Source organism: Pseudomonas sp. PS01297, assembly GCF_029959305.1.
GTDB lineage: Bacteria > Pseudomonadota > Gammaproteobacteria > Pseudomonadales > Pseudomonadaceae > Aquipseudomonas > Aquipseudomonas helleri.
Window position 1 is genome coordinate 23868 of the sequence record NZ_JASCPQ010000021.1, and the last position, 13397, is coordinate 37264.

At 59.2% G+C, this 13397-nt stretch carries 11 protein-coding genes; 7 read left to right on the forward strand and 4 right to left on the reverse strand.

Annotated elements, in window-relative coordinates; all coding sequences use genetic code 11:
• Positions 1–75: 75 nt before the first annotated feature.
• Positions 76–2784, reverse strand: a complete 2709-nt coding sequence (locus QMX84_RS09075; RefSeq protein ID WP_282363642.1) for a LuxR C-terminal-related transcriptional regulator — start codon at positions 2782–2784, stop codon at positions 76–78.
• Positions 2785–2985: 201 nt separating this feature from the next.
• Between QMX84_RS09075 and QMX84_RS09080 the strand changes: the two genes are divergently transcribed.
• The 5 genes from QMX84_RS09080 to QMX84_RS09100 all read left to right on the forward strand — a co-directional run bounded on the left by QMX84_RS09080 (position 2986) and on the right by QMX84_RS09100 (position 8740).
• Positions 2986–3948, forward strand: coding sequence for a thiamine pyrophosphate-dependent dehydrogenase E1 component subunit alpha (locus QMX84_RS09080; RefSeq protein WP_048389391.1), 963 nt, complete (start codon positions 2986–2988; stop codon positions 3946–3948).
• 11 nt (positions 3949–3959) lie between these two features.
• Positions 3960–4979, forward strand: coding sequence for an alpha-ketoacid dehydrogenase subunit beta (locus QMX84_RS09085; protein ID WP_123751669.1), 1020 nt, complete (start codon positions 3960–3962; stop codon positions 4977–4979).
• 2 nt (positions 4980–4981) lie between these two features.
• Positions 4982–6487, forward strand: a complete 1506-nt coding sequence (locus QMX84_RS09090; RefSeq protein ID WP_282363643.1) for a 2-oxo acid dehydrogenase subunit E2 — start codon at positions 4982–4984, stop codon at positions 6485–6487.
• A gap of 8 nt (positions 6488–6495) precedes the next feature.
• Positions 6496–7893, forward strand: a complete 1398-nt coding sequence (lpdA, locus tag QMX84_RS09095; protein WP_282363644.1) for a dihydrolipoyl dehydrogenase — start codon at positions 6496–6498, stop codon at positions 7891–7893.
• 67 nt (positions 7894–7960) lie between these two features.
• Positions 7961–8740, forward strand: a complete 780-nt coding sequence (locus QMX84_RS09100) for an acetoin reductase (protein ID WP_048367727.1) — start codon at positions 7961–7963, stop codon at positions 8738–8740.
• A gap of 214 nt (positions 8741–8954) precedes the next feature.
• On the opposite strand, the gene QMX84_RS09105 is transcribed toward QMX84_RS09100, so the two are convergent.
• The gene (locus tag QMX84_RS09105) at positions 8955–9920 is read right to left on the reverse strand and encodes an RHS repeat-associated core domain-containing protein (RefSeq protein ID WP_282363645.1); all 966 of its coding nucleotides are present in this window, start codon (positions 9918–9920) and stop codon (positions 8955–8957) included.
• 162 nt (positions 9921–10082) lie between these two features.
• A complete protein-coding gene (locus QMX84_RS09110; RefSeq protein WP_262123853.1) occupies positions 10083–10433 on the reverse strand; it encodes a DUF3077 domain-containing protein in 351 nt (116 codons plus the stop codon).
• A gap of 624 nt (positions 10434–11057) precedes the next feature.
• On the opposite strand from QMX84_RS09110, the gene QMX84_RS09115 reads away from it, so the two are divergent.
• On the forward strand, positions 11058–11324 hold the full coding sequence (locus QMX84_RS09115) for a helix-turn-helix transcriptional regulator (protein ID WP_123751672.1): 267 nt from the start codon (positions 11058–11060) through the stop codon (positions 11322–11324).
• Positions 11321–12658, forward strand: a complete 1338-nt coding sequence (locus QMX84_RS09120; RefSeq protein WP_282363646.1) for a type II toxin-antitoxin system HipA family toxin — start codon at positions 11321–11323, stop codon at positions 12656–12658. Before QMX84_RS09115 ends, QMX84_RS09120 begins: the two co-directional genes overlap by 4 nt.
• Positions 12659–12706: 48 nt before the next feature.
• On the opposite strand, the gene QMX84_RS09125 is transcribed toward QMX84_RS09120, so the two are convergent.
• The gene (locus QMX84_RS09125) at positions 12707–13057 is read right to left on the reverse strand and encodes a DUF3077 domain-containing protein (protein WP_282363647.1); all 351 of its coding nucleotides are present in this window, start codon (positions 13055–13057) and stop codon (positions 12707–12709) included.
• Positions 13058–13397 lie beyond the last annotated feature (340 nt).

Genomic DNA, 13397 nt, shown 5'->3' on the forward strand with positions numbered 1-13397 from the left:
TCATGCTTCGGCAGCGGCTACAGGGTTAACCGGCTCATGTAGTCGCTGCCGAGGAACGAAGGCTGCGATAGGTACCTACCCCAATAAACTCAACTTCTGCGCGCGCGTGATCGCTTGGATGCGGCTGGTGACGTGCAATTTGCTGAACAGATTTTTCAGGTGCCATTTCACGGTCTCTGCCGAGATGTCGAGGCTGCGGGCGATTTGTTTGTTGGCCTGGCCTTGGGCAATCAAACGTAAAATCTGCAACTCGCGCTCACTCAAACTTGGCTCACGGCTGTCGAGGTCTTCGTTGCCAATACGCGGATCGAGGTTTTCCTGCAGGCCGCGCAGGTAGTGCGCAACTTCACCCCGCGCCGTTTTCACCGTGGCTTCAAGCAACACCGGCATGGCGTCACCGGCATCCAGCACACTGCGCCGCAAATGTTGCCGACACGCCAGGTTAAGCAGCGGTTGCAAGGTGTTGACGGCACCCGCCGGGTCGCTTGGCCATAACGCACACGCCAGCGCAGCGCGGCTGCGGACGGCGCGCAACAGTTGGCCCTGACGCTCGTCGTCTTGCAGCAGGGCTTGCCACAGGGTGGCGGCCAGGCGCCAGTTTTTTTGCGCCGCGGCGATATGGCAGTGCGCTTCAGTGCGGGCACGGGTGATCTCGGCATGCGCCCGATGCGGGTCCAGCGCCTCGAACTGCGCCTGCAACTCCAACGCCTGCGGCAGTTGCTCACACGCAAGGTGAATGCGTATTTCCTCCACCAGCAGCCAGGCTTGTAACCGGGACCAGCGGCGCAGGGTTGCCAGTTGCTGCGCATGCTCCAGCAGGTAGCGCGCCTGGGTCGGCTCGCCCATCAGCAGCGCCCGGCGGGCGAGGCTGGCGTAGGCGCCAAACAGCGCGTCCAGCGGGGCGTTGGCGTCGATCTGGCTCAAGCGCGGTGTCACCAGCGTTTGCAGCGCTTGCCACTCACCGCGCTCGTACAGCACCTCGCCCAAGAGTGCCGCCAGCGTCGCGCTGCCACTCGATTGCGGGCCGGTGAGGTCTTCAGTCGGGGTCAGCGCCAAGCGGTAATACTGCTCGGCACTGTGTAAATCGGCTTGGCGAAAGTGGCTCAGCCCCAGCACAAAGGCACGGTAAACCGTCACAAAGAGGTTGTGCGAGGGTGTGGTCGGGCACGGCATATGGCGCTGTACCGCTTGCGCCTGAGGGTAATGGCCTTGGGTCATGTAGCCATAACTGAGGATGTTGCAAATCAGCCCGTCAACCCAGGTATCGCCACACGGCACCTGCGCCAGCAACGGCTCAACGCGCTTGATGCTTTGGCTGATATTTTCAGCGAAGGCCTCGGTAATAGCGCCGATCACCTGGTATTTGATGGTCAGCCGCGAGCAGGGCTGCGGCGTGTTGAACAGCGGCCGCAAGCTGTCGAGCAAGCCCCTGGAAGCCGCGAAATGAAAGTGATGGCCCAACGCCCACGCGAGGTTCAGTTGCAGGTCGATGCGCTGCTGGTCCAAGGGCAGGCTGGCGATCTCGGGCATCTGCTGCAACCAGCGCACCAGCGTCTCTACATCGCCTTCTTCGGCCAGCGATTGCGCGCCTTGATGGGCACAATCGCTGCGGCTGCCCAGTTGGCCCGCGGCCAGCGCATGGCGAATCGCCTCGGCCCAGTACTGGTGTTTGGCCAACCAGTTACTAGCGCGTTCATGCAGGTGCACCACGTCAATATCGCTGTGCTGCAAGCGCTCGCTCAGGGTCTCGACAAACAGGGCGTGGTAACGAAACCAGTGGCCCTGGCTGTCCAGCGAAAACAAAAACAGATTGTGCCGTTCAATCTCGGCCAGCATGTCATCCGCGTCGTCGTGCTCTGTCACGGCATTGCACAGCGACGGCGTGAGGCGCCCGAGGATCGAGGTCTTTAACAAAAATTCTTGTAAGCGCACCGGCAGCGGCGCCAGCACCACGTCGTACAGATACCGGCCGATCTGCCGGCTGCCCAGGTGCATGCGGTTGAGGTTGCGCAACGGATCGCTGGGTGCCAATGCGGCCATTTGAATTCCGGTGATCCAGCCTTCTGTGAGGCTCAGAACGCGCTGCAACTCGGTCGCAGGGAAACGCTGAGGGTTGGCGCTGGCCAGATAGCTTTGGGTTTCTTCGACGTTGAAACGCAGGGCGTTGGTGTCGATTTCAAGCAACTGGTTGTGCGCCTGCAAACGGCTCAGCGGCAGCGCCGGAACACTGCGGCTGCCCACCAGCAAGTGGAAACAGTCGGGGGCATGCTGCAGCAACTGCTCAAGGTCGCTGACGATGCCGGGGTGGTTGAGCAGGTGCAGGTCATCGAGCACCAGGTACAAGGCGTTTTGCCGGGGCTGCATCAGGTTGATCAGCTCGCGGATAAACCGGCTGTCGGCCAGCGCGAGGCTCTCGGTCAGGGCCGCCACCGGCTCCAGCGGTTCGCCACTGGCCTGGCTCAAGGCCGCCAGCACATAGCGGCGAAAGGTCTGCGGGGTGTTGTCCTGCTGATCCAGGCTGAGCCACGCCACGCTGTGGCCCTGCTCCAGCAAATGCTGGCGCCACTGCCCCAGCAACGTGGTTTTGCCAAACCCGGCGGGCCCGCACACCAGCGCCATGCAGCGTTCTTGCATCAGGCTGACTTTTTCCAACAGGCGTGTCCGTGTCAGCACCGTACGCGCCGAGCGCGGCGGTACCAGTTTGGTGCCGATCAGCGGTAAGCCGTGGTCAAGACCAAAGGCCGTATGGCGCTCGATCGGGTTGGAAAAATTGGCCTGGGTCATTGTTTTTATACATCCCTCTAGCGTTTGGATGACGCCGTCCCTGGGGGGCTCAAGAGTACCCCCCGGGGGAGTGAGTGGCGCCCCCCCATACGGGTAGTTATGGCTGCGACTTTAGACTCTTACCGTAAGGGAACGCCATCGTCGATCACTACAAGGTGTTCGATAAACCCAATAAAAAAGCCAAGACAAGAGGGCGAACCCATGTCGCTTAGCAAGTCAGAACTGCTCAAGGCCTACCGCAAAATGCGCGAAATTCGCGTGTTCGAAGAGCGCCTCCATCAAGAGAACACAACGGGTGATATCCCCGGTTTTATTCACCTTTATTGCGGTGAAGAGGCCATTGCGGTGGGGGTGTGCGAGAACCTCAAAGACACCGATTACATCGGCTCCACTCACCGCGGTCACGGCCATTGCATTGCAAAAGGTTGTGACATTCACGGGATGATGGCTGAAATTTTTGGCAAGGATTCTGGCCTGTGCCGAGGCAAGGGCGGCTCGATGCACATCGCCGATTTGAGCAAAGGCATGCTCGGCGCCAACGCCATTGTCGGTGGCGCGCCACCTCTGGCCATCGGCGCGGCTCTGACGGCAAAAACCTTGGGCAACGGCGGCGTGGCCGTGTCGTTCACCGGGGATGGCGGTTCTAACCAGGGCCTGGTGTTCGAAGCCATGAACATGGCCGTGGTGCTGCAACTGCCGGTCATCTTCATGTTTGAAAACAACGGCTTCGGCGAAGCCACCGGCCACGACTATGCGGTGGGTGGGCGCAACATTACCCAGCGCGCGGCAGGTTTCGGCATGCCGGCGGTCAAGGTAGATGGCACGGACTTCTTTGCGGTGTACGAGGCGGTGAGCGAGGCCGTCGAGCGGGCGCGCAACGGTGGCGGCCCGACCGCCATCGAAGCCATTGCCCATCGCTGGTACGGGCACTTTGAAGGTGACCCGATGCTGTATCGCGCAGACGGTGAAGTCGAGCGTCTGCGCCAGGAAAGCGACCCTTTAAAAATCTTCAGTCAACACGTTGCCGGTCAAATCTCCCCAGAAGAACTGCAAGCCATCGACGACGAGGTTACGGCCTTGGTTGATGACGCCGTGGCCAAGGCCCGCGCAGCTGAGTTCCCTGCGGTAGAAAACCTGCTGACCGACGTTTACGTGTCTTACTGAGGAGTTGAACCATGGCAATTCGTACTTATCGTGAAGCGGTCAAAGAAGCCCTGGCTCAAGAAATGGCGCTCGATGATCGTGTGGTGCTGATCGGCGAAGACGTGTGCGGCGGTCAGGCCGGTACTGCCGAAGTGGGCAGCAAGGGCGAAGCGTTCGGCGGCGTGCTGGGCGTGACCAAAGGCCTGTGGACCGAGTTCGGCTCGGCACGGGTGATCGACACCCCGATCACCGAGTCGGCGATTATCGGCATGGCGGCGGGCGCGGCAATGACCGGCCTGCGGCCAGTGGCCGAGCTGATGTTCATGGACTTTTTCGGTGTGTGCCACGACATGCTCTACAACCAGGCGGCCAAGTTTCGCTACATGTTCGGCGGCAAGGCTAAAGCGCCGATGGTGGTGCGCGGCATGATCGGCGCGGGCTTCTCGGCAGCGGCGCAACACTCGCAGTCGCCGTACCATATTTTTGCCACCACGCCGGGCCTCAAGGTGGTGGTGCCGTCGACGCCTTACGACGTGAAGGGCTTGTTGATCCAGGCGATCCGCGACGACGACCCGGTGGTGTTCTGCGAACACAAAGCGCTCTATGACATCAAAGGCGAAGTGCCCGAAGAGCCCTACACCATCCCGTTCGGCGTGGCCAACTACACCCGTGAAGGCACCGACGTGACCATCATTGCGCTGGCGGCCATGGTCCACAAAGCCAACCAGGTGGCCGACAAACTGGCCGCCGAAGGCATCTCGGTTGAGGTGGTCGATCCGCGCACCGTTTCGCCGCTGGACGAAGACGGCATTCTGGAATCGGTGACCTCCACTGGCCGCGTGGTCATTGTCGATGAGTCGGCGGCGCGCCTGGGCTTTGCCCACGACCTGGCCGCCCTGATCGCCACCAAAGCGTTCTACCAGCTCAAAGCGCCGATCATCATGGTCACGCCGCCCCACACGCCCGTGCCGTTCTCGCCGGTGCTGGAGCAGGCGTGGATCCCGAGTGTCGACCGCATCGAGGCCGCCGTACGTAAAGTGATGGAGGCCTGACCATGAGCGAGATCAAAATCATCGAGGTGCCTAAATGGGGCCTGTCGATGGAAGAGGGCACCCTGAACAACTGGCTGATTGAAGAAGGTGACAGCTTCAAACAGCATCAGGAACTGTGCGACATCGAGACCAGCAAAATCTCCAACGTGCTGGAAGCGCCGTTCGACGGTGTGCTGCGGCGCAAAGTGGCGCAGCCGGGGCAAACCTTACCGGTGGGCGGGTTGCTGGGCGTGGTGGCCGATGCGTCGGTGAGCGATGCCGAGATTGACGCCTTTATCGCCCAGCGGGGCGTGGCTCCAGCCGCTGCGCCAGAGCAGCCAGCCTTAGCCGCCACAGCGCCTGCCGCGCCTGCTGCCCCCGCCGTTGCGGCCAAAGCGCCTGCACCAGCGGCCAAAACCAGCAACGGCTGGCAAGTACCGCACGCCTTGCTCGGTGCCAACGCCGAGCCGGTGTTCGCCACCCCGCACGCCACCCGTTTGGCCAAAGAGCTGGGCATCGACTTGAGCCGTGTCACCGGCACCGGCCCCACCGGGCGCATCAGCGTGGCCGACATCGAGCAGACCGTGAAGGACCACGGCGGCAAGGTCGCCACGCTGCAACCGGCGCAGCGGGCAGACAGCCCGGCGCGTTCGCGGGCCGATGACAGCCAGATCGTGGCCACCCCGTTGGCGCGGCGTCTGGCCGCCAAGCTGGGGGTTAACCTCAACGATTGCCGTGTGACGGGCAGCCGTGGCCGGGTCAGCAAGGTCGACGTACTGGAAGCCCACGCCGCGCAAAACCCTGTGGTGGCGGTACCCGCACAAGCGGCTGCGCAGGCCCCGGAGGCCGAAGTGCTGCCCATGAACGGCATGCGCAAAGCCATTGCTGCGCGCCTGCAAGAATCCAAACGCACGGCGCCGCACTTTCGCTTGCAGGCCGATCTGGACCTTGAAGCGCTGCTGGCGCTGCGCAGTGAAATCAATGCCTCGGCCCCGGCGGTCAAGCTGTCGGTCAACGACCTGTTGATCAAAGCGGTTAGTTTGGCGCTGGTCAAAGTGCCGGACGTCAACGTGCAGTTCGACGAAGCGCGCCAGGCCGTGCTGCGCTTCAAAGACGCCGATGTGTCGGTGGCAGTGGCGCTGCCCGGTGGTTTGATCACGCCGATCGTGCGTCAGGCCAATCGCAAAAGCCTGTCGAGCATCTCGCAAGAAATGCTCGACCTGGTGACCAAAGCCAAGGCAGGCACGCTCAAGCCCGAAGAGTTCCAGGGCGGCACGTTCAGCATCTCCAATTTGGGCATGCTCGGAGTCAGCCAGTTCGACGCCATCATCAACCCGCCCCAAGGCGCGATTCTGGCCATTGGCGCAGGCGAGCAGCGGGTAGTCGCGCACAACGGCCAACCCGCCGTGCGCACGCAAATGACCGTGACCTTGTCGTGTGATCACCGGGTGATTGACGGTGCGCTGGGGGCCCTGTTCCTCAAGGAACTCAAGCGTCTGGTGCAGACCCCCAGCCTGATGATGCTCTAGGAGCCACCATGACCGATAAATACGATGTACTCGTCATCGGCGGTGGCCCCGGCGGTTACGTAGCGGCCATTCGCGCCGCCCAACTGGGCCTGAGCACGGCCTTGGTCGAGCAGCAGCACTTGGGCGGCATCTGCCTGAACTGGGGCTGCATCCCCACCAAAGCTATGCTCAAAGGCGCCGAAGTCGGGCACACCTTGAAGCACCTCGACACCTTCGGTTTTAGCGCTGACAACATTCAGTTCGACATTGCCCAACTGGTCGCCCACAGCCGTGGGGTGTCGCGCAAATTGACCGGGGGCATTGCCTACCTGCTGAAGAAAAACGCCGTCAAGGTCATCGACGGGCGTGGCCGCGTCAGCGCCAAAGGCGTGGTCACCGTCACCAGCGACACCGGCGAGGCGCAGTATCAGGCGCGGCATATCATCCTCGCCACTGGCGCACGGCCAAGGCCGTTGCCGGGGCTGGTGGCCGACGGGCAAAAAGTCTGGAGCTACTTCGACGCGCTCGTGCCCAAGACCGTGCCCGAGTCGCTGCTGGTGATTGGCTCGGGCGCCATCGGCGTCGAGTTCGCCAGCCTGTACAGCGACCTCGGCAGCCAGGTGACGCTGGTCGAAGTGGCCAAGCAGATCATGCCGGTCGAAGACCACGACGTCGCCAGCCTGGTGCAGCGCGAGTTCGAACAACGCGGCATTCGCGTGTTGACGCAAACCAAAGTCAGCGCGGTGCAAGGTGAAGTCGGCGCGTTGCACTGCCGGCTCACCCTCAGCGATGGCAGCGAGCAGACCGTGCACGTGGCGCAAGTGTTGTTGGCGGCGGGCATTCAACCCAATACCGAAGACATGGGCCTGGAAGCGCTGGGCGTGGAGTTCGACAAAGGATTTATCAAAACCGATGCGTGGTCACGCACCAGCGTGGCCGGGCTGTATGCCATCGGCGACGTGGCGGGGGCGCCGTGCCTGGCGCACAAGGCCAGCCATGAAGGGGTGATCTGCGTCGAGAAACTGGCGGGCGTAGACGGCGTGCACCCGCTCAACAAAAGCCGCATTCCGGGTTGCACCTATGCCCGGCCCGAAGTCGCCAGCCTGGGGCTTACCGAAGCGGCAGCGCGCAGCAAAGGCCACAGCATCAGCGTCGGCCGTTTCGACTATCAGGCCAACGGCAAAGCGCTGGCCATGGGCGAAAGCACCGGCTTTGTGAAAACGATTTTTGACAGTGAAACCGGTGAATTGCTGGGCGCCCACATGGTGGGCCCGCACGTGACCGAACAGATCCAGGGCTTTGGTATCGCCCAGGCGCTGGAGGCCACCGACGCGGAACTCAGCGAGGTCATCTTTGCCCACCCGACGCTCAGCGAAGCCATGCACGAAGCCGTGCTGGCGGCCAGAGACCGTGCGCTGCATCAATAGACACGCCAGCGGTCTGGGCTATGGTTCAGACCGCTGATCTTGCTAACGGTTGAAAGGAGTCCAACGAATGAAACTCAGTGGAAAAGTTGCATTGATCACCGGCGCGGCACAAGGCATTGGCCGTGGCATCGCCTTGCGTCTGGCCAAAGAAGGCGCCGACATCGCGCTGGTCGACCTCAACCCGGAAAAACTGCGCCACGTGGCCGAAGAGGTCCAGGTGCTGGGCCGCAAAGCCAGTACCTTTGTGGCGGACGTGGGCGACCGCGAGCAAGTCTTCCAGGCCGTTGAACATGCCCACAGCACGCTGGGCGGGCTGGACATCATGGTCAACAACGCGGGCATTTCGCAGGTCAAGCCGCTGCTGGACGTGACCGCCGAAGAAATCGAACGCATCTACCGCATCAACGTGCAGGGCACCCTGTGGGGCATTCAGGCGGCGGCCGAGAAATTCCAGGCGCTTAAGCGCACCGGCAAAATCATCAACGCGTGCTCCATCGCGGGCCATGAAGGCTATGCCTTGCTGGGCGTTTACTCCTCCACCAAATTCGCTGTCCGTGCCTTGACCCAGGCGGCGGCCAAAGAGCTGGCGGTACACGGCATCACCGTCAACGCCTACTGCCCGGGCGTGGTCGGGACCGACATGTGGGTCGACATCGACAAACGCATGTCCGAAATCACCGGCGCGCCGATTGGCGCCACCTACGATAAATTCGTCAACGGCATCGCCCTGGGCCGTGCCGAAACCCCGGAAGACGTCGCAGCGTTCGTCGCCTACCTGGCCAGCCCGGACGCCGACTACATGACCGGCCAAGCCCCGCTGATCGACGGCGGCTTAGTCTTCCGTTAAACCCACAGGCTGTCACTCGCGATCTTTTGATCTTTTAAAAGATCGCGAGGCAAGCTCGTTCCTACCGTTGACTGACCCAACTATCGCCCATGGCGGCCTCTTTCTTTGATAGCGTTCACCGATTCATTGAGGTGGGTAGTCGTTGATTGTTTTAAAGCGTGGCTAAGTAATTACGCTTTTGAGTAAGCGCCCATAGAAACTATTTTTACGAATATTATTGGCGAATACTATTTACGACTTCCGATATAGCTGTAGTTGACTGTTTTTTTGTAATTTTATGAAAGTAGTCCAAGGTCCATTTTTGATAATCACGCATTTGTCCTATCTCATATTCTTGATGTTCAAGTAAGTGCTTTTCGTTGTCTATTATGCGGTCATAATATTGATCGTTCGGATCTTCGGCTTTGAACTTAGTGTAGGAGTCAAGGTTTTTTTGTGCTCTATTTTTAGAAACATTTAGCATTTCGATCTGGTCGGCTATCTCATCCATATATTGCCTGGTTTTGTTGATGGCTAATGAGGGGTTTTCGGGACTAATGGTTCTCATCTTTAAAAGGTACTTATAATGGTCGCTTATGCTGGGAGCTGGGACCTTTGCGAGGTATTTTTTTGGGAATATAGGGGCGTTGTCTGACATGTGTTTAGAGAAAGGTACAAATATTTCAGTTATCCAGCTTTTCCCTGTCGGATCTATACGCGTAACCGGATTATTAGCGCAATACGCATAGGCATTGATCCCGCCCTTGCCAAACGGGCTTAGCGTGTCCGGGCTATTAAAACGCATTAACACCGGATTGTATGCTCGATGGCCTTGGCCTAATAAATAATGCCCCGTGACGGGGTCAGGACGTTCACCGTTAAACCCCATCACACTCAGTAATCCATTGTCTGCTGAGCGAAAGCCGTAAGGGCTGTAGACCTGTGGCTGACGTTGGGCTGGGTTAATGCTGTGCAGTACTGATGTTTGCCGGTCTGTAGCCAATAAGATGGCAGCATCACCAGCGTGTCGCTCGGCCAGCGGCGTGGATTCGTGTTCGAAAAAGCTTGTTCTTCTTTCGCCATTAATCTCGGTCGCTATGCGGGTGCCTCTGTAAAACCGTTGGGATGAGTGAGTGCTCGTCAAACGATCCAGCGGGTCGTAGTGATAAAGGGCGACATCGTTTTTTTGGGATGTGTTCATGGGCCGCTCAATGAGAAGGACTTAGTTACCTTTCACCTTCTTCCCGTTCGTCTGGTTTGTATAGCTAGCAGATCTGATAGGTAGTGTGGCCCCAAGCGGGTTGGGCGTTTTAAAAGTTCAGGGGAGATTAACGCGCCTGCTTGCACTCAGGCGCGTGCTGCTTTAGTGCGTCGTTAAACCATCCAGCGACTTGTCCACATACGCCTTGGCCAGCTCCACCAGGTGCATGCAGGACAACACCAAACTGCGCGAATGCCCGCTCAAGCCATTCCCCGCCTCACTCGCCGAAGCGCCCGCGCAGCGCAACAAGTCTGACGCTTGGGCCAAAGCCGCTTCTAAATTGACACTGTCCGGGATGGCATACGTGGCCTGATCCACGTGCCGTGGAGGCTTATGGTCGTGCAGGTAGTAATCGAGGGCGCGTTCGGTGGCCGCACGGTCTAACGACAATGCCTCGCACTGAGCAGCAGTTTGCGGGGTTGAAACAGGTGGATCAGGAACAATTTTTTTCATGGGTACAACTCCATCATTATTTAAGGAGCTGTCACCTGTCGCGACTAAACGAATGGGTGGCAGCCATGCGCAGGTTAGTCGACCGGTAATGACGGAAACCGGCGCGCCCGAAGGCGCCCTGCGCACGGCCACCATAAAACGCAGGCCGAAAAAAAGCGCCTCGCGGAGGTGGCGCCTTGCGCCGTCAATTTAAACCGGGCGACTAAACCCAATCGCTGATTTGCAGCGATGGGCCGAGACTATTCCCCGAATGGCACAGGCACAAGCGAACGGAAGTTTCTAGGATGTTTCACCGGATTGAAAGAGAAGCGTCGTACGAAAAGGCTGATTGTGAGGGCTTTAGTAACCCCCTGTAGCCGCTGCCGCAGGCTGCGATAAGGGCCGCAGGACCTTCAAAAGCTGGGCTGCTGCGCAACCCATCGCAGCCTTCGTGCCTCGGCAGCGGCTACAGCGGACTTCACTAAAGACCATTAACCATGGTGCTCCAGGGCTACAAAATCAGCGCATTTAGCTTGTTTTGATGCTCAAGGGCTACAGCGATGAGCAGATAAGAACTTGTTGGTTTGTATCTCTGGGGCTACATTTAAGCCTGTCATTGCTATTTTTGATGCCTGAGGGCTACAAATGTCTACTCTGTACGATATCGCCGAAATGCTGAAACAAGCCCGCAGCGAAGCTCGATTGAGCCAAGAGGCTTTGGCTCACCGCGCGGGTGTATCGCGCTCGACAGTCGCGCGTATGGAAACCCTGGCCAAGGGCGACATGAGTGTGTCAGCACTTGTTCGGCTACTGGAGGCGGCAGGGTATGACTTGAAGCTGGTTAAGGCCGGGCATATGCGAACCGTTGAGGACATTCTGGCCGAGCAGCGCTCAGGAGTGTCAGGACCATGATGCTCGACGTACACGTCAGCGGGACAACCGTCGCCAAACTCTATCGAGAGCGCGATGAGTATGTTTTGAAATACCTCCCCGGTATTAGCACGCAGGACTTTGTCAGCTTGGCACTGCCCGTGCGAGAAGAGCCTTGGCGTTGGCCTCGAGATCTTTTCCCGTTCTTTCGCCAGAACCTGCCTGAAGGTTATTTGCTGGGTGTTATCCGTGAAGAGTTCGGGCCGTTGCTTGATGGCACAGACTTGTCATTGTTAGCGGTCATTGGTGGTGCAGGGATCGGGCGGGTGACGGTTACCCCCGAGGGGGTGTTGCCTGGCAATGAAATGGAGCCTTTAGCAATAGAGCAACTCCTGACTGCTGAAAATACAACCGAGCATTTTTCAGCATTGGCGCGCCGTTATGCACGTGCAGCGATTTCAGGGGTAGTGCCCAAGTTCATTGCCCAAGACGCGGCGCCAGAGACCTTGCCACTGGGTAAGCCTACGTTACGCACCAGCTTTCACATTATTAAAGGTTCGGATGAAACGACGCCGTATTTGGGTTTCAACGAGTACTTCACAATGCGCGTGCTGGAGCGTTTAAACGTTGTGCCGGTTGCAACGTGTCGCATGTCTGAAGACGGTCGGGTACTGGTGGTGGACCGTTTTGATGTCGATGAGCAGGGCGTGCCGCGTTACGGACTTGAAGATGCCTGCGGACTTTTGGGTCTTGCGCCTCACGAGAAATATGCGACCACCATCGAGCGGGTGTGGAATGCCACTCGGGCTTATATTCCCGCTGAGCGCCTGCGCGAGCAGCGTGAGCATCTTGGCTGGCATCTTCTGACTAACTATGTTGTCCGCAACGCGGATTGCCATGCCAAGAACATAGCGTTGTATTACACCTCCCGAGATGACGTAGCCTTTACGCCGATCTATGACGTAGTTACTACTCAAGCCTACCCGCGCTTTGCCGGTAGTCCGCCTGGCTTGTCAGTCGGGGGGAGGCAAGTCTGGGCGCCGGGTCGTACGCTCGAAACCTTTTTTAATGCTCGCTTGAGTATTTCGCCACGTCAGTACACGGCCATGGTTGAACAACTGTGTGAGTCCGCAGTTGCCGTCGGCAAAGAAGTCATCGAGGCCGCCAAAAACGAACCGGCCTGGCGTGATGTGGCAAAACAGATGGTGCATGCCTGGAATGACGGCATGGAGTCATTGCGAAGTGCGCGCTCAGCGCCGCAATTTCGTGAACTTGAGGTTGCTATCACAGAGGCAGGTTTTTCAGGGCCCCGAGCGCCAGAAAGTGGGCGAGTGCAAATTGGGCGTTCGGAGTTATTAGCGCCGCGTAAGCGCTGACGATGAATTCAAATTAACGCGCCTGCTTGCACTCAGGCGCGTGCTGCTTTAGTGCGTCGTTAAACCATCCAGCGACTTATCTACATACGCCTTGGCCAGCTCCACCAGGTGCATGCAGGACAACACCAAACTGCGCGAATGCCCGCTCAAGCCATTCCCCGCCTCACTCGCCGAAGCGTCCGCGCAGCGCAACAAGTCTGACGCTTGGGCCAAAGCCGCTTCTAAATTGACGCTGTCCGGGATGGCATACGTGGCCTGATCCACGTGCCGTGGAGGCTTATGGTCGTGCAGGTAGTAATCGAGGGCGCGTTCGGTGGCTGCACGGTCTAACGACAATGCCTCGCACTGAGCAGCAGTTTGCGGGGTTGATACAGGTGGATCAGGAACAATTTTTTTCATGGGTACAACTCCGAGAGATCAAGGGAGCTGCCTTTATCGCGACTAAACGAATGGGTGGCAGCCATGCGCAGGTTAGTCGACCGGTCACTCGGAAACCCGGCGCGCCACGAAGGGCGCCCTGCGCACGGCCACCATAAAACGCAGGCCGAAAAAAAGCGCCTCGCGGAGGTGGCGCCTTGCGCCGAGTAACATGCCGGGCGACTAAACCCAACCGCTGATTTGCAGCGATGGGCCGAGACTATTCCCCGAATGGCACAGGCACAAGCGAATGGAAGTTTCTAGGATGTTTCCCCGGATTGAAAGGGAAGCGTCGTACGAAATGGCTGATTGTGAGGGGCCG

Bases quoted from the DNA above. Each gene is read 5' to 3' on its own strand.
- QMX84_RS09120 (WP_282363646.1), top strand. From the start codon at position 11,321: ATGATGCTCGACGTACACGTCAGCGGGACAACCGTCGCCAAACTCTAT.
- QMX84_RS09085 (WP_123751669.1), top strand. From the start codon at position 3,960: ATGGCAATTCGTACTTATCGTGAAGCGGTCAAAGAAGCCCTGGCTCAA.
- QMX84_RS09075 (WP_282363642.1), bottom strand. From the start codon at position 2,784: ATGACCCAGGCCAATTTTTCCAACCCGATCGAGCGCCATACGGCCTTT.
- QMX84_RS09100 (WP_048367727.1), top strand. From the start codon at position 7,961: ATGAAACTCAGTGGAAAAGTTGCATTGATCACCGGCGCGGCACAAGGC.
- QMX84_RS09110 (WP_262123853.1), bottom strand. From the start codon at position 10,433: ATGAAAAAAATTGTTCCTGATCCACCTGTTTCAACCCCGCAAACTGCT.
- QMX84_RS09125 (WP_282363647.1), bottom strand. From the start codon at position 13,057: ATGAAAAAAATTGTTCCTGATCCACCTGTATCAACCCCGCAAACTGCT.
- QMX84_RS09105 (WP_282363645.1), bottom strand. From the start codon at position 9,920: ATGAACACATCCCAAAAAAACGATGTCGCCCTTTATCACTACGACCCG.
- lpdA (WP_282363644.1), top strand. From the start codon at position 6,496: ATGACCGATAAATACGATGTACTCGTCATCGGCGGTGGCCCCGGCGGT.
- QMX84_RS09090 (WP_282363643.1), top strand. From the start codon at position 4,982: ATGAGCGAGATCAAAATCATCGAGGTGCCTAAATGGGGCCTGTCGATG.
- QMX84_RS09115 (WP_123751672.1), top strand. From the start codon at position 11,058: ATGTCTACTCTGTACGATATCGCCGAAATGCTGAAACAAGCCCGCAGC.
- QMX84_RS09080 (WP_048389391.1), top strand. From the start codon at position 2,986: ATGTCGCTTAGCAAGTCAGAACTGCTCAAGGCCTACCGCAAAATGCGC.